The 21,484-nt window shown below is 47.9% G+C and carries 22 protein-coding genes; 18 read left to right on the top strand and 4 right to left on the bottom strand.

Annotated elements, in window-relative coordinates; all coding sequences use genetic code 11:
- Positions 1 to 4 precede the first annotated feature (4 nt).
- Positions 5 to 1,111: a GGDEF domain-containing protein gene (locus BM292_RS08735; protein WP_092857680.1), complete on the top strand. Its 1,107-nt coding sequence runs from the start codon at positions 5 to 7 to the stop codon at positions 1,109 to 1,111.
- 72 nt (positions 1,112 to 1,183) lie between these two features.
- On the opposite strand, the gene pckA is transcribed toward BM292_RS08735, so the two are convergent.
- A complete protein-coding gene (gene pckA, locus BM292_RS08740; RefSeq protein WP_092857682.1) occupies positions 1,184 to 2,785 on the bottom strand; it encodes a phosphoenolpyruvate carboxykinase (ATP) in 1,602 nt (533 codons plus the stop codon).
- 149 nt (positions 2,786 to 2,934) lie between these two features.
- On the opposite strand from pckA, the gene BM292_RS08745 reads away from it, so the two are divergent.
- Positions 2,935 to 4,260, top strand: a complete 1,326-nt coding sequence (locus BM292_RS08745) for a sodium-dependent transporter (RefSeq protein ID WP_092857684.1) — start codon at positions 2,935 to 2,937, stop codon at positions 4,258 to 4,260.
- 8 nt (positions 4,261 to 4,268) lie between these two features.
- Here BM292_RS08745 and coaD read toward each other — a convergent pair whose 3' ends face one another.
- Positions 4,269 to 4,757 (bottom strand): pantetheine-phosphate adenylyltransferase, encoded by a 489-nt coding sequence (gene coaD, locus BM292_RS08750; protein ID WP_092857686.1) that lies wholly within the window; start codon positions 4,755 to 4,757, stop codon positions 4,269 to 4,271.
- A 126-nt stretch (positions 4,758 to 4,883) separates the two neighbouring features.
- Between coaD and BM292_RS08755 the strand changes: the two genes are divergently transcribed.
- The 6 genes from BM292_RS08755 to ubiA are packed head-to-tail and all read left to right on the top strand — an operon-like array spanning position 4,884 to position 9,787.
- On the top strand, positions 4,884 to 6,077 hold the full coding sequence (locus BM292_RS08755) for a glycine C-acetyltransferase (protein WP_092857688.1): 1,194 nt from the start codon (positions 4,884 to 4,886) through the stop codon (positions 6,075 to 6,077).
- Between the two features lie 32 nt (positions 6,078 to 6,109).
- On the top strand, positions 6,110 to 7,135 hold the full coding sequence (gene tdh / locus BM292_RS08760) for an L-threonine 3-dehydrogenase (protein ID WP_092857690.1): 1,026 nt from the start codon (positions 6,110 to 6,112) through the stop codon (positions 7,133 to 7,135).
- A gap of 23 nt (positions 7,136 to 7,158) precedes the next feature.
- Positions 7,159 to 7,482, top strand: coding sequence for a thiosulfate sulfurtransferase GlpE (glpE, locus tag BM292_RS08765; protein ID WP_092857692.1), 324 nt, complete (start codon positions 7,159 to 7,161; stop codon positions 7,480 to 7,482).
- Positions 7,483 to 8,319 carry a rhomboid family intramembrane serine protease gene (locus BM292_RS08770; protein WP_092857694.1) on the top strand — a complete coding sequence of 279 codons (837 nt, stop codon included), beginning with the start codon at positions 7,483 to 7,485 and terminating at the stop codon, positions 8,317 to 8,319. It abuts the gene before it with no gap.
- Between the two features lie 5 nt (positions 8,320 to 8,324).
- Positions 8,325 to 8,927 carry a chorismate--pyruvate lyase family protein gene (locus tag BM292_RS08775; protein ID WP_092857696.1) on the top strand — a complete coding sequence of 201 codons (603 nt, stop codon included), beginning with the start codon at positions 8,325 to 8,327 and terminating at the stop codon, positions 8,925 to 8,927.
- Positions 8,924 to 9,787, top strand: a complete 864-nt coding sequence (gene ubiA, locus BM292_RS08780) for a 4-hydroxybenzoate octaprenyltransferase (protein ID WP_092857698.1) — start codon at positions 8,924 to 8,926, stop codon at positions 9,785 to 9,787. Before BM292_RS08775 ends, ubiA begins: the two co-directional genes overlap by 4 nt.
- Positions 9,788 to 9,807: 20 nt before the next feature.
- On the opposite strand, the gene plsB is transcribed toward ubiA, so the two are convergent.
- Entirely contained in the window at positions 9,808 to 12,255 is a 2,448-nt protein-coding gene (gene plsB, locus BM292_RS08785; protein ID WP_092857700.1) for a glycerol-3-phosphate 1-O-acyltransferase PlsB, read from the bottom strand.
- A gap of 146 nt (positions 12,256 to 12,401) precedes the next feature.
- Here plsB and lexA point away from each other — a divergent pair, with 146 nt between their 5' ends.
- The 6 genes from lexA (at position 12,402) to BM292_RS08815 (ending at position 17,949) form a co-directional block, all read left to right on the top strand.
- On the top strand, positions 12,402 to 13,022 hold the full coding sequence (gene lexA / locus BM292_RS08790; protein ID WP_092857702.1) for a transcriptional repressor LexA: 621 nt from the start codon (positions 12,402 to 12,404) through the stop codon (positions 13,020 to 13,022).
- Positions 13,019 to 13,432 (top strand): ImuA family protein, encoded by a 414-nt coding sequence (locus BM292_RS08795; protein ID WP_092857704.1) that lies wholly within the window; start codon positions 13,019 to 13,021, stop codon positions 13,430 to 13,432. The genes lexA and BM292_RS08795 overlap by 4 nt, the downstream gene beginning before the upstream one ends.
- A gap of 298 nt (positions 13,433 to 13,730) precedes the next feature.
- Positions 13,731 to 14,852 carry a cytochrome c oxidase subunit II gene (coxB, locus tag BM292_RS08800; protein WP_092857706.1) on the top strand — a complete coding sequence of 374 codons (1,122 nt, stop codon included), beginning with the start codon at positions 13,731 to 13,733 and terminating at the stop codon, positions 14,850 to 14,852.
- A 12-nt stretch (positions 14,853 to 14,864) separates the two neighbouring features.
- A complete protein-coding gene (gene ctaD, locus BM292_RS08805; protein ID WP_092857707.1) occupies positions 14,865 to 16,451 on the top strand; it encodes a cytochrome c oxidase subunit I in 1,587 nt (528 codons plus the stop codon).
- Between the two features lie 2 nt (positions 16,452 to 16,453).
- A complete protein-coding gene (locus BM292_RS08810; RefSeq protein ID WP_092857708.1) occupies positions 16,454 to 17,056 on the top strand; it encodes a cytochrome c oxidase assembly protein in 603 nt (200 codons plus the stop codon).
- An 11-nt stretch (positions 17,057 to 17,067) separates the two neighbouring features.
- Entirely contained in the window at positions 17,068 to 17,949 is an 882-nt protein-coding gene (locus tag BM292_RS08815) for a cytochrome c oxidase subunit 3 (RefSeq protein WP_092857709.1), read from the top strand.
- A 44-nt stretch (positions 17,950 to 17,993) separates the two neighbouring features.
- Here the strand turns inward: BM292_RS08815 and BM292_RS08820 are convergent, their stop codons facing one another.
- A complete protein-coding gene (locus tag BM292_RS08820) occupies positions 17,994 to 18,212 on the bottom strand; it encodes a DUF2909 domain-containing protein (protein ID WP_342742010.1) in 219 nt (72 codons plus the stop codon).
- A gap of 35 nt (positions 18,213 to 18,247) precedes the next feature.
- Between BM292_RS08820 and BM292_RS08825 the strand changes: the two genes are divergently transcribed.
- From BM292_RS08825 to cyoE, 4 genes are read left to right on the top strand one after another with little or no spacing between them, the layout of a single operon-like run.
- A complete protein-coding gene (locus tag BM292_RS08825) occupies positions 18,248 to 18,985 on the top strand; it encodes an SURF1 family protein (protein ID WP_092857712.1) in 738 nt (245 codons plus the stop codon).
- 2 nt (positions 18,986 to 18,987) lie between these two features.
- Positions 18,988 to 19,530 (top strand): redox-active disulfide-containing membrane protein, encoded by a 543-nt coding sequence (locus tag BM292_RS08830; RefSeq protein ID WP_092857714.1) that lies wholly within the window; start codon positions 18,988 to 18,990, stop codon positions 19,528 to 19,530.
- Positions 19,531 to 19,534: 4 nt separating this feature from the next.
- Complete coding sequence (locus tag BM292_RS08835; protein ID WP_092857716.1) at positions 19,535 to 20,509, top strand: COX15/CtaA family protein; 975 nt, start codon at positions 19,535 to 19,537, stop codon at positions 20,507 to 20,509.
- Between the two features lie 17 nt (positions 20,510 to 20,526).
- Positions 20,527 to 21,459, top strand: coding sequence for a heme o synthase (cyoE, locus tag BM292_RS08840; RefSeq protein WP_092858231.1), 933 nt, complete (start codon positions 20,527 to 20,529; stop codon positions 21,457 to 21,459).
- Positions 21,460 to 21,484: the final 25 nt, after the last annotated feature.

Below are 21,484 nucleotides of genomic sequence, written 5' to 3' on the forward strand. Positions count from 1 at the left end.
ATTCATGGCAGGTCTTAAGCGACTATTTAACAAAGGGTGGTGGGTTATCCCCCACCCTTTTCAGCCAGAAGACCTGCGCTACTGGCGAGTGAAGTTAATGCAGAATATTCAATTTATTCTGCAACTTTATACCGGCATATTCTTTTTTCTGAATATTTTTCTGTTTGACTATCTGCTGATGGCCGCCGCCGATGCAATACTTTTCGGCGGTATCTTGGCGTTACAAATTGATCTTCGCAAGCACCTGAATATTGAGCGCAGCGCTCGTCTGCTAATTGGCATTATTGTCATCTTTCTCGGAATGTATTTCGTTTTAGCGCACGGCCGCAACTATTCATTTATTTGGTTTAGCATGGTGCCCTTGCTTGCGTTTTTCTTACTTGGTTTACGTTTAGGGCTTTATGTCAGCGGAGGCTTCCTTGCCGCTTTAGTGGCGTTTATCATCTGGTTTTCTCCACAGTGGCCAAGTTACGCAATTAATCTACCAGCCGTGTTTAATATTGCGCTGGCGTTAGTCGCAGTGCTCACCATCTCGCGCCATTATGAAAAGTCACGCGAAGAAGCTTTTAATTTTCTAGCAAAGCGCAATCGTGAGCTTGAAGTGCTCGCAAGAACCGACACGCTGACACAATTGAAAAACCGCTCGCACTTAGATGATGTGCTCGAACAAGAGCTAGAGCGTGCGCATCGTTATCAGCATGAGCTTGCTGTACTGATTCTTGATACCGATCATTTCAAAACACTTAACGACAACTATGGACACCTTGTTGGCGATCAAGTACTTAAAGAGCTCAGCCAAGTTTTATCTGCTCAGATCAGAGCCAGCGATATCCTCGGGCGCTGGGGTGGTGAAGAGTTTTTAGTTATTGCGCCAAATACCGATGAAGAAGGTGCTGTTGAATTAGCGGAAAAAATCCGTATTGCGGTAGCTGAGCATCGTTTCACCGAACAAAAGCTTCACTTAACCGTCAGTATTGGTTGTACCGATTGTCTCGATGAAGACACCATCATTTCGATTGTTCAGCGTGCCGATAACGGGCTTTATCAGGCAAAGCATGACGGACGCAATTGTACTCGCTTAGGTAAAGCGGCTCGAGCCGCAGTGCATTAGCCTCAATTGTTTAGAACAAACAATAAAAAAGGCAGCGTCAGCTGCCTCTTTTATTTATGCGAAAGCTTATTGCTACAACTGAGGGCCTGCAGCAACGAGAGCTTTACCTTCTGCGTTGTCAGTGAACTTTTCAAAGTTCGCAACAAAACGCTGCGCCAAGTCTTTAGCTTTCACATCCCAGTCACCCTTATCTTCGTAGGTGTTACGCGGGTCAAGGATGTGTTGCTCTTGAACGCCTTCAAGTGCTGTTGGCATTGCTAGATTAAAGTATGGCAACTGTACAAATTCCGCATCTTCAATGCTGCCGTCTAGAATCGAATCAATGATAGCGCGCGTCGCTTGAATTGAAATACGTTTGCCCGTGCCGTTCCAACCGGTATTCACCAAGTAGGCTTCCGCACCAGATGCTTCCATACGCTTCACCAATACTTCAGCGTACTGCGTTGGGTGCAGCGTTAAGAATGCCGCGCCGAAACAGCTCGAGAAGGTTGGCGTTGGCTCAGTAATACCGCGCTCTGTACCCGCTAGCTTAGCGGTAAAGCCGGACAAGAAATAGTATTCAGTTTGCTCTTTCGTCAGCTTAGAAACAGGTGGTAATACACCAAACGCATCCGCTGTTAGGAAAATAACTTTTTGCGCATGACCGGCTTTCGACACTGGCTTCACGATGTTATCGATGTGATAAATCGGGTACGACACACGGGTATTTTCAGTTTTTGAATTGTCATCAAAATCAACGCTACTGTCTTCGCGAACGGTCACGTTTTCTAACAAGGCGTCACGGCGAATTGCGTTGTAGATATCTGGCTCGGCTTCAGCTGACAAGTTGATAGTTTTCGCATAACAACCGCCCTCGAAGTTAAAGACGCCATCGTCGTCCCAACCATGTTCGTCATCGCCGATAAGCTGACGCTTTGGATCGGTTGATAAGGTTGTTTTACCGGTTCCCGAAAGACCGAAGAAAATAGCGACGTCGCCATCTTCACCAACGTTCGCAGAACAGTGCATTGAAGCAATACCCTGAAGTGGCAGGTAATAGTTCATGATTGAGAACATACCTTTCTTCATTTCGCCGCCGTACCAAGTACCGCCGATTAACTGAATACGCTCAGTTAAGTTAAAGGCAACGAAGTTTTCAGAGTTAAGACCGTGTTCTTGCCATTTGTGGTTGATGCATTTTGCACCATTCATAACCACAAAATCAGGGGTGAAGTTTTCTAGTTCTTCCGCTGATGGACGAATAAACATGTTCTTCACGAAGTGGGCTTGCCATGCCACTTCGGTAATAAATCGAACGGCCAAACGCGTATCTTCGTTTGCGCCACAGTAGGTATCAACAACAAACAAACGCTTGCCAGATAGTTGACCCGTTACCGTTTCTTTTAAATCAGCCCAAATTTCAGGGGTAATTGCTTTGTTATCGTTCTTACCTTGATCCGCCCACCACAATGTATCTTTGGTGGTGTCATCACGTACAATGTATTTGTCCTTTGGCGAGCGACCAGTGAAAATACCCGTATCGACGGCAACAGCGCCAAGATCGGTGACAACACCTTTCTCGAAACCTTGAAGGTCGGTGCGTGTTTCTTCTTCGAACAACTGCTCGTAAGAAGGGTTATGGACAATTTCAGTGACGTCTGTGATGCCGTAATGGCCTAAATCCAGATCAGTCATGTGACGGACTCCTGCGGGTCTGGTTTGAGCAAAAATTTGAAAAGTAAACTTGGGGCGCGATTCTAACCTCAAACACGCAAAAATGATAGTCTTTGTCGCCATTTTAAGGCTAGAATGGCGCCTTTTACCGCAAAAGTTATGGTTAAAATATGCGCGATAGTTTTCACACACGGATAGGCTTCGTTCTCGCTGCAGCAGGCTCTGCTATTGGTCTTGGCAATATTTGGGGCTTCCCCAGCCAAGTTGCAAATCACGGCGGCGCTGCATTTCTACTCGTCTATCTACTGGTTGTTGTGATACTTGCGGTACCGGCGTTATATACCGAGTTAAGCCTAGGCCATGCCGCGCAAGCGAACCCTGTAAAAGCACTCAGCACATTGAGTACCACGGCACGCCCTATCACCGCAATCAGCGGTAAAACAATGGGTTATTTGAACGTTATCGGCGCGATTTTAATGCTGAGTTTCTACCATTTAGTCGCCGCTTGGATGCTTGCCGAAGGTTTCACCTTTTTACTCACTGCTCTGCAATTAACCGAGTTAACGCCGTTTTTTGCTGATGCTTCGATGCTGCGCGATATCATTTTGCTCTTAGTTTTTGTCGCACTTACCTTTGGTATCGTCATCAATGGCGTCCAGCAAGGTATTGAGCGTTGGTCACGCCGCCTCATGCCGTTACTGGTGTTGCTATTAATTGGCTTGATTGGTTTCATGAGCACCTTACCTGGCTCAGCCGATGGCTTCAGAGCTTATTTAATTCCCGATTTTGCAGCGATGTGGAATGCCGACCTGTTAGTGTCTGCCATGGGTCAGGCGTTTTTTAGCTTGTCCATCGGCTTGGGCGGCATGATGATTTATGGGAGTTACTTGCAAAAAGGCACCCGTATTGGCCGTCTGACTTGGAGTGTCGCTGCGCTCGATACATTAGTCGCGTTCTTGGCTGGTCTATTAATAATCCCTGCACTCTACGTGGCTATGGCACAAGGCTTAAGCGTCACCGAGGGCGAGCAGCTGATCGGCGAAGGTCGGCTGATCTTTCAAGTGCTTCCTGATTTGTTCACGCAATTAGGCTATGCCGGCGCTTGGTTAGGATTCGGCTTTTTTGCGCTGTTGAGCATTGCGGCACTCACTTCAACGATTGCGACCGCCGAAGTCCCCATTGCGTATGCGATAGAAACGCATCCGCTGAATCGTCGCCAAGCCGCGCGTATTATTGCAGCGATTATTGCGCTAATTGGCTGTGCTTTGGTGATTTGGTTTGAACCGCTCTTTAATTGGGTGGTGACCTATGTCACACAATTCCAATTACCGTTATCGGGGCTGTTTTACTTTATTGTATTGGGATGGTTTTGGCAGCGTAGCAACCGAGTTCGCGAGTTAGCGGCAACGTCATGGCGCTACCGCTTATTGTTCTGGCATTTACGTTTTATCTGCCCACTGTTATTGGCTTGGGTATTTGTCGATGTCGCGCTGTAAGCAAGCACTTACTTGCGCGCTTTGATCTTATTTTCTAAAGCCTCGGCTACACGCGCGTCAGTAAACTGGCGCACATCACCGTGGTGAATTGCCACTTCTTTAACCAGCGTGGATGAAATAAATGAATTTTCTTCAGCCGGTGTTAAAAACACACTTTCTAAGCCTGGAAACAAGCGTCGATTCATATTTGCCAGCTGAAACTCATATTCGAAATCCGACACCGCACGTAAACCGCGAATCAGTACTGTCGCGCCCTGCTCTTTGGCAAAATCCACCAATAAACCACTAAAGCCAACCACGGTAACATTCGGTAACTCGGCTGTCACTTGACGCACAAGCTCAACGCGCTCTTCAAGCGTAAACATCGGCTTTTTGCTGGGACTATTCGCAACACCGACAATAATTTCACTAAACAAGTTTGCGGCTCGTTCAATTAAGTCAGCATGACCATTCGTAATCGGATCAAAGGTCCCAGGATAAATGGCGCGTTTATGCATGAAATTTCTCCAGCTGATGAAATGAGGATGCGCAGCCCCCTGCTGATCAGGTAAACTATGCTTATCGTAACAGCTTAAGTAAACAGACTTAAGTTCACCCGTCAGGTCTAAAGCACGGAGAATTACATGAAGCAAGATTTTTATCAACAGCTTGAAACGCAACTCGAAGAGCTGAAAAACGAAGGTTTATACAAAAACGAACGCATTATTCTTGGCGACCAAGACGCTGAAATTGAAGTGGGTGACGGCGAGTCCGTATTAAACTTTTGTGCGAATAACTACCTCGGTTTAGCCAATAATGCTGAGCTGATTAAAGCTGCGAAGCAAGGCTTGGATGAACATGGTTTTGGTACGGCATCGGTCCGTTTCATTTGTGGTACACAAGATATTCATAAAACTCTAGAAGCGAAACTCAGTAACTTTTTAGGTACTGAAGATACCATTTTGTACTCGTCATGTTTTGATGCCAACGGTGGCCTTTTTGAAACATTAATGGGCCCTGAAGACGCGATTATCAGTGACGAGCTTAACCATGCCTCGATTATCGATGGCATTCGCTTAAGCAAAGCCAAGCGTTACCGTTACAAAAATAACGACATGGCAGACTTAGAAGCGCAACTCAAACAAGCGAAAGCCGACGGCGCACGTAATATTTTGGTGGCGACCGACGGTGTGTTCTCAATGGATGGTGTGATTGCGAACTTAAACGGTATTTGCGATTTAGCAGACGAATACGGCGCTCTGGTGATGATGGATGATTGTCACGCGACTGGTTTCTTGGGCGAAAACGGTAAAGGTACACACGAGTACTGCAACGTATTAGGTCGCGTCGATATCATTACCGGTACTTTAGGTAAGGCACTAGGTGGCGCATCAGGCGGTTATACCTCTGGTAAAAAACCAGTGATTGATTGGTTACGTCAGCGTTCACGCCCATACCTATTCTCAAACTCAGTTGCCCCAGCCATTGTACAAGCGTCGATTCGCGTACTTGAAATGTTGGAAAACGGCCATGATCTTCGTCAAAAACTTTGGGATAACGCTAACTACTTCCGCAGCGAAATGACCAAAGCTGGGTTCACTTTGAGTGGTGCTGACCACGCCATTATTCCAGTAATGATTGGTGATGCCCGCTTGGCTTCAGAAATGGCTGATCGCATGTTGAAAGAAGGCATTTATGTGGTTGGTTTTTCATTCCCAGTAGTGCCGCGTGGCAAAGCGCGTATCCGTACGCAAATGTCTGCAGCGCACACTCGTGAGCAACTCGATCGTGCCATTGACGCATTCACGCGCATTGGTAAAGATCTCGGCATTATTTAATCGTCTTTTTAAAAGGCTGAAGGGAACGATTTATGAAAGCATTGGCGAAATTGCACGCTGAACCTGGTATTTGGATGACCGACGTTGAGAAGCCGGAATACGGCTACAACGATTTGCTTATCCGCATTAAGAAAACCGCCATTTGTGGCACCGACGTACACATCTATAAGTGGGACGAATGGTCACAAAAAACGATTCCGGTACCGATGGTTGTCGGCCATGAATATGTTGGCGTGGTTGAGGCCATGGGTGAAGGCGTTCGCGGCTTCAACAAAGGTGACCGGGTTTCGGGCGAAGGCCATATCACGTGTGGTCACTGCCGCAACTGCCGTGCTGGACGCCGTCACTTGTGTCGCAACACCGTCGGTGTAGGTGTAAATCGCCCTGGCGCGTTTGCCGAGTACTTAGTGATTCCTGCCGAGAACGCATTCAAATTGCCGGATGATATTAGCGATGATTTAGCTGCAATCTTTGATCCGTTCGGTAATGCCGTACATACCGCACTTGCTTTCGATTTAGTCGGTGAAGACGTGTTAATAACCGGTGCTGGTCCAATTGGAATTATGGCCGCAGCCGTGGCTCGTCACGTTGGCGCGCGCCACGTTGTGATTACCGATGTAAACGAATACCGTCTCGACCTCGCCAAGAAAATGGGCGCTACCCGAGCGGTTGATGTGAGTAAAGAAAAGCTCAAAGACGTGATGAATGAGCTCGGCATGAAAGAAGGCTTCGATGTTGGTCTTGAAATGTCTGGGGTTCCTTCAGCGTTTGCGCAAATGCTTGAGACCATGAATCATGGCGGCAAGATTGCCATGCTTGGTATCCCGCCAACCAGCGTTGCCATTGATTGGAACCAAGTAATTTTCAAAGGGTTGGTGATCAAAGGTATTTATGGTCGCGAAATGTTTGAAACCTGGTACAAAATGGCCAGCTTGCTACAATCGGGGCTCGACCTCTCACCCATTTTGACGCACAGTATGCCAGTGGACGATTTCCAGAAAGGGTTTGATATCATGACGTCAGGTCAGTCTGGGAAAGTTGTTTTAGACTGGAGCTAAGGCACTCAATCAAGGATTAGAACATGGCAGATTTTAAACGTATTAACACGCTAACAGCGCATGAATTATGGAATTCCAAAACGGCGCGGTTTGTGGATATCCGCGATGAGCGCTCATATGCTGCAGCGCATATTCCTGGTTCGATGCGTTTAACTGACGCCAATGTTCAGCAGTTTCTTGACGATTTAGACGACCATGACCAGGTGGTGGTCGTCTGCTATCACGGCAACAGTAGCCAAGGTGCGGCACAATATCTCGCCCACCAGGGAGTCGAGTCCGTTAGTAGCCTCGATGGTGGCATGACCGCTTGGGCTCAAGCGTTTCCTGAGGCGGTGGAGCGTAGTTAAATGAAAAAATTACTGACCACGCGCAATGCCGACGAAATGGCTATGTTGTACGCCTACTTGCAACGCCATAACGTTCCGGTAACGGTCAGTGAACATGGCGATGAATTAGAGCTATGGTTAACGGTATCCAGTTATCATGCGCACGCGAAAGCACTAATTCAAGCATTCAAAGAAAATCCACAAGAAGCGGTAGCGGAAGTGCTCGAGGATATTCAAGAGCACGCAAATACAGAGGCACCGCCAAGCTTTTTTCAGCAGTTGCTGCAACAGGCCGGATGGTTTACTACCGGCTATGCCGCAGTGGTTATCTTAACCTTTATCGGGTTACTCACGCCGTTGGCAGAACCGATTCTTGGAGCGTTTCTATTTAATCCAGATAGTTATGAAGCCATGCCATGGACACAACCGTGGCGCTTTTTCACCCCAGCCTTATTGCACTTTAGTGTCTTGCATATTGTTTTTAATGTGTTTTGGTGGTGGTATCTTGGCGGCCGCTTTGAGCGTTATTACGGCAGTAAATGGCTGATTCTAGCGTTCCTGTTTTGCGCCCTTGCCTCAAACACCTCGCAATTTATTGAAAGCGGCCCTTATTTTGGTGGTCTCTCGGGTGTGGTGTATGGCTTGTTTGGTATTGCAACGGTCGTTGGATGGAAGAATCCAAGACACCCGTTATTTTTGCCCAATGGCCTGATTATCTTCATGTTAGTGTGGCTGGTAATTGGCTACACCGGCCTATTGTGGGTGAACATTGCCAACACCGCGCACACCGCTGGCTTGATTGCTGGCCTGTTAGTCGGCGCCGGTATCCGCGCCTTAACTATTTACGGTCAGAAGTAACATTCATGGATGTTGTTGTGGAAACCGAATTTGATTTTCCAATTATTCGTCATCATCAAAAAGCTGATTGGCTGTTAGCAAACTCGGCGACATTGCCCGAAAGCGCTGCGCTTCAAGCTTGGCTACTTGACCCCAACTCGCTCACCGCAAAACTGAAGCAGCATTGCGCAAACTTTGAAGTACGCGTGATAGGCCAGCAACCTGGCACCATTCGCAGCGACGAAGCACGGTGGCTCGGTGATGATGAACATGCTGCCATACGCGAAGTCTTACTTTGCTGTGATGGCAAGCCCTGGGTATTTGCTCGCAGTGTATTTCCGCAACGCGCACTAGATGAACAAGCATTACAACTCGGTCAGCTTGGCAATAACCCATTGGGTGCGCATTTATTTGCGCAGCCCGACTTAGAACGTGGCGCCATCGAAGTTGCCAAGTTTTCCCCAGACTCACCGATTGGCCGGTTGAACCAACAGTTAGGTTATCCGGCGCAACAACTCTGGGGACGCCGCAGTTGTTTTAAAGCTGCCGGACAAAAGGTTTTAGTTGCTGAGGTTTTTATTGGCGAGTCGATTCCCGCCAAGCTCGCAAATGAGGACATACAGTCATGATCAAAGCTGGTCAGTTTATTAGTGCATGCTGGCGTTTGATGCGCGCCGATCGCCCGATTGGTAGCCTGTTGCTCGGCTGGCCGACACTCGTTGCGCTACTAATTGCTGGTGACGGCAATCCACCGCTACGCACCGTAGTACTATTTATGTTAGGTGTGTTCGTGATGCGCTCCGCCGGTTGTGTGATCAACGATTACGCGGATCGCAATATAGACGGTCATGTGAGCCGCACGAAATTACGTCCACTCGCCACCGGCGAGCTTAAACCGTGGCATGCACTTGCTCTATTTGGTCTGCTGATACTGATTGCATTTGTGATTGTTCTGCAATTTAACCAGGCCACTATTTTGATGAGTTTTGCCGCTGCAGGCGTCGCCACTTTATATCCGTTTTGCAAACGCTTTACCCAGTTACCTCAAGTGGTGTTAGGTATCGCTTTTAGCTTTGGGGTCTTAATGCCATTTACCGCGTTAGACCAAGGGCTGCCACTGATTGCTTGGATACTGTTTGTTGCCAATATCGCTTGGACTGTGGCATACGACACTGAGTACGCGATGGCTGACCGTGCTGATGATCTTAAAATTGGCGTGAAATCGACTGCGATTTTGTTTGGTGGGCACGACAAGTTTGCTATTGCTGTGCTGCAACTCATCACGCTGGCACTGCTTGGATGGCTGGGTTACTTATTGTTGTTTGGCTGGGTTTACTGGGCCGGCTTAGCCGTGATTGTCTTACTATTTATCTGGCAACACTACCTGATTTGGTATCGTGAGCCTGGGCGTTGCTTTCAAGCATTTTTGCACAACAACAACGTGGGTTGGGTATTAACTCTCGCTGTTGCTGCGCATTATTGGTTTTAATAGGTTTAAGGCCGAGCGGATTAACGTTCAGCCTTCACCAACTGTTGCACTGATTGACGAATGGTTTGTAGAACCGCAGGTTCAAGCAACAAATCAACGGCGTCGCTGAGCTCGCCGACGCGCTGGTCAGCCATCATTTCACCAGAATCAATCACACTAAAATAACCTTCGGATTTCAGCGTACCAATGAGTGTGCTGAGTACTTTTTTATCGAAGAACTCCGGCGCATTCACCCCATGAATCGAGCTCAACCGCTCAGCGAGCTGTACTGAATGGTGCTCTAGATCGCTGCGCGAAATCGGTTGTGCTTGCTGGAGTAATTCCAACACAATGGCATAGCGTTGTGCCGTTTCACTTGAACTACGCGCCAACAACACTAACTGTGAATACGCGCGTGAGTCACGTTTGGCGACCGCATAAACACCCTCGCCAGCCTCAGTTAACAACCCACATTGCACATATTGCTCAAGTAACGCATTGACCCAAAATGTCATGTCGTCCGCGTTATGGCTAATAAACAATTCGTTTTGTAGCAATGGATGTAACTCGGTTAATAACTTGCCCGCAGCTTCAGCAGTGAAGCGTTTATGACCAAGCGCAAAGGCCGCTAATAATGCTGGAACAATCACCATATGCATAATATTGTTGCGATAATACGTCATGGCGATGGCAGTGGAGCCATCGAGACGAATCAACTCGCCGATACCATCCGCTTCAACAATAAACTTGTCATGCTTCTTCGCCAGTTGCCACAGCTGTTCACCGTCTTCTTCCGGCACATAGGCATCTTTACTGTAGGGCACTTCACGCATAATGCGTGTGTACAGGTTGAGCTGACTCACCAGCTCCTCACGAGTCAGCGCATGGTGCTCCGAGCTCAGAATGGCCAGCGCACATAAGTTCACACTGTTAAACGCAGCGGCATTGTTTATTCTGCACATGATCTGGTCTGCAAGTAAATTAACCGTCGGGGTCAACCATTTCGGACGCTCCGGCTCTTCAGCCCCGGTGGTGATTGAATCACGCCAATTCGGTTGTAGCTTTTCAAGCGCTTCACCAAGATTAATCGGTTCGCCGAAGCTTACATAGCCTTGTCCGAAATTACGCAAGTGCCGCAAACTGCTCAGCACCTGCCACACCGATTCTTTCTCTTTCGATTTACCTTTTAATTCTTTGAGGTAGGTGCCAACTTCCATCACATGCTCGTAGCCTAAGTAAACTGGAACGAGCGACATCGGGCGTTGTTGACCGCGTAGCATTCCTTGCACCGTCATCGCGACCATACCCGTTTTCGGCGGTAATAAACGTCCGGTACGACTGCGTCCACCCTCAGTGAAATATTCAACCGGGTACCCTTTTTGAAATAAGCGGTTTAAATACTCACGGAATACCGTCGAATAAAGTTTGTTACCGCGGAAGCTGCGGCGGATAAAGAATGCACCGCCACGACGGAACAACGGGCCAGCTGGGAAGAAATCCAGGTTCACGCCAGCCGCGATGTGCGGTGGAACCAAGCCTTCTTTATAAATCACATAACTTAATAATAAGTAATCCATGTGCGAACGATGGCATGGCACATACACAATTTCGTGCCCCGCTTCTGCAAGCTCACGAATACGTTCGCCGCCCTCAATGTGGATGCCGTTATAAATCCGGCTCCAGCACCAAGTCATGAAACGGTCAAGCAAGCGGACTAAGGTGTCACTGTAACTTGCAGCAATCTCATGAAGGTATTTTTCCGCAGTTTTTCGCGCTTGCGGTACAGAGATCTTTTTACTGCGAGCTTCATCTGCAATAGCTTGCTGAAGCGCAGGTGTATCCAACAAATCTTGTATAACTACTGCTCGTTCAGTCATTTTCGGTCCGGCTACTGCATGGCGAAGGCGCACAAAATGAACACGCGCCACGCGCGCCAGTTTATGCGCTAAGCGTTGCGTAGACCCGTGCTGTTCTGCCATGTCACGTAACTGCACTGGTGAACTCGCGCGAATTAAAATATGGCGACCTGAAAACATCGTCAGCCAAAATTTACGCCAGTGACCCGGGTTATCAATATCGGCGACCATAGTATGACCTTGGCGCGCTTCTTGGCCAGGTTTGCGCCCCCAAAATAACCCGATTGGAACCACTTTCACGTTCAGTTGCTGATCTTGCTGATGGGCTGCAATTAACTTTTCAAAATCCTCAATCGCTTTTTCGGCCGAACCATGGTCGGTTTGATCCAAAAACATGACCCGAGCCAACTGCTGACCATTAATCAGCAAGTCTTCGGTTGGATCAGGTAAGCCTGCCTGCTTCAACGCACGCTGTGCCACCAACATGTCGGTGTTCGACGTTGAGCGCATGACATAGACCACATTATTGTCGCCAACAATCTGCGCTGTCGCGTCATCAAGAATTGTTTCAAAGCGCGTTAACCAGCGTACTGGCCAATACATTATGCCGCGCCAAAAGCCTTTCAGACTCATGCAATATCCCCACAAAATACAAACGTATAAAGCATACCACTGTTGCTTGAATTTGTCTGAATGAAAAAATTTTGCACAAAAAAGTTGCGAAACGAAAACACCTGTATATACTCACAGTATCACTGTATAGATAAACAGGTATTCACATGCGACCATTAACGCCACGACAGCAGCAGATTCTGAGTCTCATCAAAGACAATATTGATGCGACAGGAATGCCACCAACACGCGCTGAAATTGCGCAGCTCCTTGGTTTCAAATCAGCGAATGCTGCTGAAGAACATCTGAAAGCGCTTGCGAAGAAAGGTGTGATTGAAATGATGCCGGGTATGTCACGCGGCATTCGTCTCATCGGTGTCGAGGACGAAGATGTACCTGAAGGACTACCTCTTATAGGTCAGGTCGCTGCTGGCGAACCCATTTTGGCGCAAGAGCACATTGAGAGCCACTATCAGGTTGACCAAAACCTGTTCAAACCGCACGCCGACTTCTTACTGCGCGTTAACGGTATGAGCATGAAAGATATCGGTATTTTGGACGGCGATTTGCTTGCTGTTCACAAAACACATGAAGCACGCAACGGACAGATTGTTGTGGCTCGCGTTGAAGACGACGTCACTGTGAAACGCTTTGAGCGTCGCGGCAACATGATTCTGTTGCACCCAGAGAATGACGAGTTTTCACCTATTCAAGTCGATCTCACTCACCAGTACTTCACCATAGAAGGGTTAGCTGTTGGTGTGATCCGTAACGGAGCATGGTTATGAGAAATCAATTTGGCAATCAATTTAATGAATCAGCATTCGATATTTGGTCGGGTGCACCAGAGCTTTCTGCCAGTCAAACTGATTTGGAAAGTGTGTTACCGCGTTTGCATGCTTTATCGCTTCGCACTCATCAATGGGTGACCGTTATCGGCGCACGTCGTGAAGTGATTGAGCAACTCGTGGCAGCAGGTATTAGCCGCACTCGGATTCGCTGGGTTCACGGTCGCAATCAAGATGAACGTGAATGGGCAACTGAACAGGCGTTACTAGCGGGTACCAGCAGCTTGGTATTGAGCTGGTTAGGTGAAATGTCACCACGCATGCAACAGCGTCTAAAAATGGCGAGTAAAGTCAGCCATACACACAGTTTTGTCTTTAACGATTTACCTTCACTTCCCCCACTCCACTAATCCTGCTTGTGAAGGTTGTCAGTTGAGGGCTGCAGTGCAGCCCTTTTTTTATACTTGAATGTAAAAATTATTCGAAATGGCGGTTTCTTTTTCACCAGAAAATGGTATTTTGAATGTGCATTAACTGCTAACACAATAAACAATAATAAACTTTGATACATAACAACAAAGGGTTAGTGGGGAAAGCGATTTTCTTTTGAAATGCTGTTCCTTTTTCTACTCACCTCGTTGTTCTTCAGGCTCGCACTTCGGTGTATTCGTGGGAAAACCACGTCGGAAGAATGAGAGGAGATGTCGCGTGAGTACTAGACTCATCACTGCGCTATTAGCAAGTATTCCACTTGCTGCTAGTGCGCAATCGCAGTTGAACCTGACTCAAGGGGTTACCGAGATCAGTCAACGCGTGTACGACCTACACATGACAATTTTTTATATTTGCTGTGTGATAGGTGTCATCGTTTTCGGCGCAATGTTTGTTTCAATGATTTTGCACCGCAAATCGAAAGGCCACAAACCTGCTACGTTTCATGAGAACGTTAAAGTAGAAATTCTGTGGACCGTTATTCCATTTTTGATTCTGGTCGGTATGGCCATTCCAGCTACCAAGACACTGTTTGCGATGGAAGACGCGTCTGAAGCTGAGGTGACTGTTCTCGTAACCGGCTCACAGTGGAAATGGCACTACAAATATTTCGACCGTGATGTTGAATATTTTAGTTTACTTGCAACCCGCCAAGATCAAATCAACAACCGTCTAGAGAAAGGCGAAAACTATCTGTTGGAAGTTGACCGTCCATTGGTTCTACCAACCGATACAAAAGTTCGCTTCTTAGTCACTTCAGACGACGTTATCCACTCCTGGTGGGTTCCTGATTTTGCGGTGAAGAAAGACGCGAACCCAGGCTTTATCAACGAGGCTTGGACGAAAATCGACGAACCCGGCATCTATCGCGGCCAGTGTGCTGAACTGTGTGGTAAAGACCATGGCTTTATGCCAGTTGTCGTTATCGCCAAAGAGCCTGCTGAATTCGAGGCTTGGATCAGCGAACAAGAAGCCATCGCTAAAGCCGCCAAAGAAGAAGAGCAACGTTTACTTTCAATGTCGATGAGCAAAGACGAGCTTATGGAATTGGGTGAGCGCGTCTATCTTGGTAGCTGCGCGGCATGTCACCAGCCTAACGGTGAAGGCATTCCTGGCGTATTCCCGAGCTTGAAAGGCACTGCGATGGTGATGAACGACAAACCTGGTCACATCAACATCGTCGTCAATGGTAAAGCTGGCACAGCCATGCAGGCCTTTGGTAATCAGTTAAGCTTGCGTGAACTTGCGGCCGTTATCACCTATGAGCGTAATGCTTGGGGTAATAATACTGGCGACCTGATTCAGGCCGCTGACGTTAATGAATATTTGAATAAGTAGGGGAGACCCGATATGAGCACAGTTGCTGGCGAGATGGATCATCACGATCATCACCACCACGCGCCATCGGGTATTACCCGTTGGTTATTCACGACGAACCACAAAGACATTGGTTCAATGTACTTATGGTTCAGTTTTATTATGTTTTTGGTTGGCGGTTCCATGGCGATGGTCATTCGCGCCGAGCTCTTCCAACCTGGTTTACAACTTGTCGACCCGCACTTCTTTAACCAGATGACGACTGTACATGGTCTGATTATGGTGTTCGGTGCGGTTATGCCTGCATTTACTGGCCTTGCAAACTGGATGGTACCAATGATGATTGGTGCGCCAGATATGGCATTGCCGCGTATGAACAACTGGAGTTTTTGGATTCTTCCATTCGCGTTTGCAATCCTTCTCGCTTCATTGTTTATGGAAGGCGGTGGCCCAGCATTCGGCTGGACGTTCTACGCGCCACTTTCAACCACCTACAGTAGCGATTCCACGGCGTTATTCGTGTTCTCAGTACACATCATGGGTATTTCGTCGATTATGGGCGCAATTAACGTGATCGTGACCATTATGAACATGCGTGCGCCGGGTATGACCTATATGAAGATGCCGTTGTTTGTGTGGACATGGTTCATTACTGCATTCTTATTGATTGCGGTCATGCCAGTACTTGCTGGTGCGGTGACCATGGTGTTAACAGATAAGTACTTCGGTACTAGCTTCTTCGATGCAGCTGGTGGTGGCGATCCAGTGTTGTTCCAGCATATTTTCTGGTTCTTCGGTCACCCTGAAGTGTACATCATGATTTTGCCGTCATTCGGTATTGTCTCGGCGATTATCCCTGCATTTTCTCGTAAGAAACTATTTGGTTATTCGTCGATGGTCTACGCAACCGCAGCAATTGCGGGCTTGAGCTTCCTCGTTTGGGCACACCATATGTTTACAACGGGTATGCCGGTAGCCGCGGAAATCTTCTTCATGTACGCCACCATGCTTATCTCGGTGCCAACCGGTGTGAAAGTGTTTAACTGGGTTGCGACCATGTGGCGTGGGTCTATCAGCTTTGAAACCCCAATGCTGTTCGCGTTAGCATTTGTGATCTTGTTTACCATCGGTGGATTCTCCGGCTTGATGCTTGCGATTACACCAGTAGACTTCCAGTATCACGATACCTATTTCGTAGTGGCTCACTTCCACTACGTATTGGTGAGCGGAGCCATCTTCTCGATTATGGCAGCAGCATATTACTGGTTACCGAAGTGGACTGGTCACATGTACGACGAAACGTTAGCGAAGTGGCATTTCTGGTGCTCGCTAATTTCCGTGAACGTGCTGTTCTTCCCAATGCACTTCGCAGGTCTTGCTGGTATGCCACGCCGTATTCCAGACTACTCGCTACAGTTCGCTGATATTAACCAAATCGTTAGTATTGGTGGCTTTGCATTTGGTTTATCGCAGCTGATTTTCCTAGCTGTGGTCATCAAATGTGTTCGCGGTGGTGAGAAAGCACCTGCCAAACCATGGGATGGTGCAGAAGGTCTCGAGTGGACAGTACCGTCACCGGCGCCATACCACACCTTTGAAACACCACCTGAGGTGAAGTAGTCATGACGACCAATAGCCCAACACCAAACCCAGCACCGCGCGCAGATAATGCGCGCGTTGTGCGACGCTTATTGTTTGTCGTTGTCGGCATGTTTGGTTTCGGCTTTGCACTGGTGCCGTTGTATGAAGTGTTCTGCGATATTACCGGATTCAACGGCCGCACCAAAAATGAGCAGGCCGCTGCAAACGTTCGTAGCGTAGACACTTCGCGCACCATCAATGTGCAATTTATTACTCGGGTAAATAAAGGAATGCCTTGGGGTTTTGAACCGGAAGTGAAATCTGTTCGAGTTCATCCAGGCGAAACCAAAGTCGTCAACTTTTTGGCAAGTAATCCCACCGGACAAAACATGGTAGCTCAAGCAATCCCCTCTGTTGCACCCGGCGAAGCGGGGTTATATCTGAACAAAACCGAATGTTTTTGTTTTAACCAGCAACCTCTAGCTGCCGGTGCAGATACCAAAATGCCAATGCAGTTTTATTTAGACCCAGACATTCCTGACCACATACACACGTTGACTTTGTCATACACCATGTACGATATGACAGCCAATGCTCAACCGGACGTGCTCGCTTCATTTGACGCAGCAACGTCGGCAGACTGAGGATTCGTTTTATGGCACAACAACATGAAAAATATTACGTACCAGCGTCAAGTCCTTGGCCCATTGTTGGGGCTGTAGGTTTAGGTTTGATCGCTTTTGGTGCGGGTCACACCGTTATCGATATGAAAAATGAAGTAACCGACGGCTGGGGCGCAAATGTTCTATTTGGCGGCATTGCCGTACTCATTGTGATGTTATTTGGTTGGTTCCGCGACCAAATCAATGAATCAATGTCAGGCTTATATAGCAATCAGCTCGGCCATTCTTACCGCCAAGGTATGAGTTGGTTTATCTTCTCTGAAATTATGTTCTTCGCCGCGTTCTTTGGCGCTTTGTTTTATGCTCGTGTGATTGCCGTCGAATGGCTTGGTGGCGCCAGCAATAATGCGATGACCAATGAAGTATTGTGGCCAGCATTTGAAGCACATTGGCCGTTAACGCAAACCCCAGGCGGCACCGAATCGGGTGCGATGGGTTGGATGGGTTTACCACTCTACAACACGATCATCTTAATCGTTTCGAGTGTGACCTGTCATTTTGCGCATGTTGGGTTAGAGAAGAATAATCGTAAGCAACTGACGTTGTTCTTAGGTATTACCATTATTTTGGGTTGTATCTTCTTGTACTTGCAAGGCGCCGAATATGTGCATGCTTATGAAGAACTTGGGTTAACACTCGACTCCGGTATTTACGGGAACACCTTCTACATGCTCACCGGCTTCCACGGTATGCATGTAACCTTAGGTACCTTGATGTTGATCATCATGTTCTTGCGCGTTATCAAAGGACACTTCACGCCAGACAATCACTTCGCCTTCCAAGCAACCAGCTGGTATTGGCACTTTGTTGATGTGGTTTGGGTGTGCCTATTTATATTTGTGTACGTTTTATAACGTTAACGTCACTGGAGTAACTAACGCCGTACTGGCGCACCACGTCAGTACGGCCGCGGATTTGGCACCAACACACCGGATGCCAGTAGTATCACGATCAACACAATCGCAATTGCTGAAAACAGCACGCGCTGGCCTAAGTATTTTGTCATTGATGGCTTGGTCGGGTCGTTACGCAACATCGCAAATAAAGCGCGAAACAAATTAACGACCATAAATAACATGAGTAGTACCAATATGATTTTTGCAGTAATGACCATCATCGTTTCCTATCGAGAAGTTTCCGGTTGGGCTTACCATGCGTAAAAAAATACGTCCCAGTAAACTCATCGCGATACTGCTCACTGTGCTGGCAATTATCACTTTGGTCAAGCTTGGATTCTGGCAGCTCGACCGCGCAGCCGAAAAAGAACAATTATTTGCTGATTACGACGCACGGCAAATCACCTCGATTCACTTAAATGCTCTGCAAGATCCTATCGACTCCCTCAATCGCTACGTTGAGGTTTCGATAACTGGTACGTTTTTAAACCGCTATCTGTTACTCGACAATCAAATCTTAAACGGACAAGCTGGCTATCAAATTATTGGGTTGCTCAAAGCACAGTTTGCCGATGACACAACACGTTTTGTCATGGTCAATTTGGGTTGGGTTCCCTGGGGACAAAATCGCGAACAGCTACCCGATTTAGAGCTTCCACAAGGTGAATTAACCGTGAACGGATTTTTTTATCAACCACAACTCAGCGGAGTTTGGGGCGCGAGCGAGACGTTTATTGAAGCAGAGCGCTGGCCAATGCGCGTCACCCAGTTGGATGCCGAGGCGATTAGTGACGCCACGCAGCTTCCCATTCAGCCATATGTGGTGCTACTCTCTGAAACTGCTGAATATGGGTGGCCACGCCAATGGCAACCGCAAGTCATGACACCTGAGAAACATCGCGCCTATGCCCTACAGTGGTTTTCATTAGCGCTGGCATGTTTACTAGTGTTTTGGTTTGCCAGCCGTTCCAAAAAAATAACAACAGAGGAATGACAATGACCAACGTAAAACGATCGCGAGCAACCCTTATCGGTGTCGCCCTCGCATTTTTGATTCCAGTCATTGGTGCGAAATTAGTACTCGACCAACATTGGTACCAGGGCGCCGTTACGAATAAGGGCACCATGCTGGTACCGCCAATTGAATTGCGCGAACTGAATGCTGCGCTACCGGAAGGATGGCGGGTTGCTTTAGTCGACGACGGGCAGTGTTCTGATGCCTGTATGCAAGGCTTATATGCCATGAATCAGCTAGACGTCGCACTCGGTAAAGAGACCGATCGTGTGAACCCCATTCTTATCACCTCCGCGGGAACTGCACTGGATTTAAATCGAGTCCCGTTAGTGAAACATGTGGAAAATAGCGCACTCGAATTGGCTGTAAGCCAAGTCCCAGCCCATCATTTATTTATTATCGACCCGCTAGGAAACGTGGTGTTGCACTACCCAACCTATGCAGAAGAAGAAGCCATGCGTGCAGAGGCGAAGAACTTACTTGCTGATCTTCGCACCTTGTTAAAACTCTCCAAGGTAGGTTAGGACCATGCGTACATTTGTTAAAATCAGTGTTCTATTAGCATTTGTAGTGATTGTTTTGGGCGCTTATACACGCTTGACCGACGCAGGTTTAGGTTGCCCAGACTGGCCCGGCTGTTACGGTGAATTAACCGTACCGAAAGATGCTGAAAAGGCTATTGAGCTCTTTCCACATGCGCCGCTTGAGTCCCACAAAGCTTGGAATGAAATGATTCATCGCTATGCGGCAGGTACACTCGGTTTAGTTATTCTTGCTATTGCTATCACAGCGCTCGTTCGCCGCCGTCATGACCCAGCGCAACCGGTCGGTTTACCTTTGTTTCTGCTTGGTTTAGTAACCTTTCAGGCCGCTTTAGGTATGTGGACTGTCACCATGAATTTACAGCCCTTGATTGTGATGGGGCATCTGTTGGGTGGCTTTACCACCATTTCGCTGCTGTACTTACTGAACTTAAGACTAGAGCGTGTGCATATGCCGCTCGGCGATTCCAAGATGCGATCGTTACGCGGATTTGCATTCTTTGCGCTACTTGTCGTGTTCGGGCAAATCGCTCTTGGTGGTTGGGTTGCCGCTAACTATGCGGCCATGGCTTGTACCCAGTTACCGTTTTGCGAAGGGAATTGGGGCGAACGGCTAGATTTTGCGGGCGCGTTTTCTGTGCCGCCAGCTGACACCTACCAATATGGGGCACATGATTACGCCGAACGTATGACCATGCACGTGATGCATCGCTTTGGGGCATATTTTACCACCATCGTGGTGGGTTTATTATTGTGGTTTGGCTATCGTCGCACGCAAACTCAGGTGATTCGTCGCAGCTTAAATTGGGTTGCCGTCGCGTTAGTCGTTCAGCTCGCCCTGGGCTTCAGCAACGTGATATTTATGTTACCTTTGAAAGTGGCTGTTGCGCATAATGCCGTTGGGGCATTACTGCTGCTAAGTTTAGTCGGCTTAAATTATAAGATCGCTCGCAACGCATGAGCGGCGGGGTAAAACAGATGACAGAACAAGTACAATTAGCCAGCGCCGATGAAGCGCTTGCCCAAACTTATAAGAAGCATGCCAGCTGGCGTGATTATTTAACTCTGACCAAACCGAATGTGGTGTTGCTGTTATTGCTGACCGCTCTCGTGGGCATGTGCTTAGCGACACCAACTTGGGTGCCTTGGCAAATCATGGTGCCAGGCCTCATTGGCATCGGCTTTATGTCAGGCTCCGCAGCCGCAGTGAATCATTTAGTTGACCGTCATATTGACGCGCGAATGGCACGAACGCTGCGCCGTCCGCTGCCTTCAGGTGCGCTCTCACCACGTCGGGTACTAACGTTTGCCGCAGTTTTGGGTGCACTTGGTTTTGCCGTATTGGCTATTTGGGTCAATATGCTGACAGCATGGCTGACGCTTGCTAGTTTAGTCGGCTACGCCATTGTTTACACCATGTATTTGAAGCGCGCGACACCGCAAAATATTGTTATCGGTGGGTTAGCCGGTGCCGCGCCACCGCTATTGGGCTGGACTGCTGTCACGAACGAAATTCATCCATTTGCGATTTTGCTGGTGATGATTGTATTCACTTGGACACCACCGCACTTCTGGGCACTTGCGGTACATCGCGCCAAGGATTATGCCAAGGCAGATATTCCAATGCTACCGGTAACTCACGGCATTGAATTCACCAAAACCTGTATCTTGCTCTACACCATCCTGCTGGGTGTTGTGTGTTTGCTGCCTTATATCATCGGTATGTCGGGCGTGATTTATTTGGTTGGTTCAACCGTTCTCAGTATTTGGTTCTTGGTCTACGCGTGGAAGCTGAAATTTTCACCCGGCAAATTAACCGCATTTAACATGTTTAAATTTTCGATTTGGCAATTGTTCGGCTTATTCATTCTATTATTAGCTGATCATTATTTGGTTGCGCCAGCACTTTAGGCGAACGAAAAAGTTGGAGTAAACG

The organism is Pseudidiomarina tainanensis, from assembly GCF_900115255.1.
Classification (GTDB): Bacteria; Pseudomonadota; Gammaproteobacteria; order Enterobacterales; family Alteromonadaceae; genus Pseudidiomarina; species Pseudidiomarina tainanensis.

What these genes read in the sequence shown, in the direction of transcription:
- BM292_RS08755 (WP_092857688.1), top strand. Translation starts at nt 4,884, where the DNA reads ATGAAGCAAGATTTTTATCAACAGCTTGAAACGCAACTCGAAGAGCTG.
- BM292_RS08775 (WP_092857696.1), top strand. Translation starts at nt 8,325, where the DNA reads ATGGATGTTGTTGTGGAAACCGAATTTGATTTTCCAATTATTCGTCAT.
- BM292_RS08735 (WP_092857680.1), top strand. Translation starts at nt 5, where the DNA reads ATGGCAGGTCTTAAGCGACTATTTAACAAAGGGTGGTGGGTTATCCCC.
- BM292_RS08830 (WP_092857714.1), top strand. Translation starts at nt 18,988, where the DNA reads ATGACCAACGTAAAACGATCGCGAGCAACCCTTATCGGTGTCGCCCTC.
- BM292_RS08820 (WP_342742010.1), bottom strand. Translation starts at nt 18,212, where the DNA reads ATGATGGTCATTACTGCAAAAATCATATTGGTACTACTCATGTTATTT.
- BM292_RS08770 (WP_092857694.1), top strand. Translation starts at nt 7,483, where the DNA reads ATGAAAAAATTACTGACCACGCGCAATGCCGACGAAATGGCTATGTTG.
- BM292_RS08745 (WP_092857684.1), top strand. Translation starts at nt 2,935, where the DNA reads ATGCGCGATAGTTTTCACACACGGATAGGCTTCGTTCTCGCTGCAGCA.
- ctaD (WP_092857707.1), top strand. Translation starts at nt 14,865, where the DNA reads ATGAGCACAGTTGCTGGCGAGATGGATCATCACGATCATCACCACCAC.
- BM292_RS08795 (WP_092857704.1), top strand. Translation starts at nt 13,019, where the DNA reads ATGAGAAATCAATTTGGCAATCAATTTAATGAATCAGCATTCGATATT.
- glpE (WP_092857692.1), top strand. Translation starts at nt 7,159, where the DNA reads ATGGCAGATTTTAAACGTATTAACACGCTAACAGCGCATGAATTATGG.
- BM292_RS08825 (WP_092857712.1), top strand. Translation starts at nt 18,248, where the DNA reads ATGCGTAAAAAAATACGTCCCAGTAAACTCATCGCGATACTGCTCACT.
- plsB (WP_092857700.1), bottom strand. Translation starts at nt 12,255, where the DNA reads ATGAGTCTGAAAGGCTTTTGGCGCGGCATAATGTATTGGCCAGTACGC.
- coaD (WP_092857686.1), bottom strand. Translation starts at nt 4,757, where the DNA reads ATGCATAAACGCGCCATTTATCCTGGGACCTTTGATCCGATTACGAAT.
- BM292_RS08815 (WP_092857709.1), top strand. Translation starts at nt 17,068, where the DNA reads ATGGCACAACAACATGAAAAATATTACGTACCAGCGTCAAGTCCTTGG.
- ubiA (WP_092857698.1), top strand. Translation starts at nt 8,924, where the DNA reads ATGATCAAAGCTGGTCAGTTTATTAGTGCATGCTGGCGTTTGATGCGC.
- tdh (WP_092857690.1), top strand. Translation starts at nt 6,110, where the DNA reads ATGAAAGCATTGGCGAAATTGCACGCTGAACCTGGTATTTGGATGACC.
- BM292_RS08810 (WP_092857708.1), top strand. Translation starts at nt 16,454, where the DNA reads ATGACGACCAATAGCCCAACACCAAACCCAGCACCGCGCGCAGATAAT.
- lexA (WP_092857702.1), top strand. Translation starts at nt 12,402, where the DNA reads ATGCGACCATTAACGCCACGACAGCAGCAGATTCTGAGTCTCATCAAA.
- BM292_RS08835 (WP_092857716.1), top strand. Translation starts at nt 19,535, where the DNA reads ATGCGTACATTTGTTAAAATCAGTGTTCTATTAGCATTTGTAGTGATT.
- cyoE (WP_092858231.1), top strand. Translation starts at nt 20,527, where the DNA reads ATGACAGAACAAGTACAATTAGCCAGCGCCGATGAAGCGCTTGCCCAA.
- pckA (WP_092857682.1), bottom strand. Translation starts at nt 2,785, where the DNA reads ATGACTGATCTGGATTTAGGCCATTACGGCATCACAGACGTCACTGAA.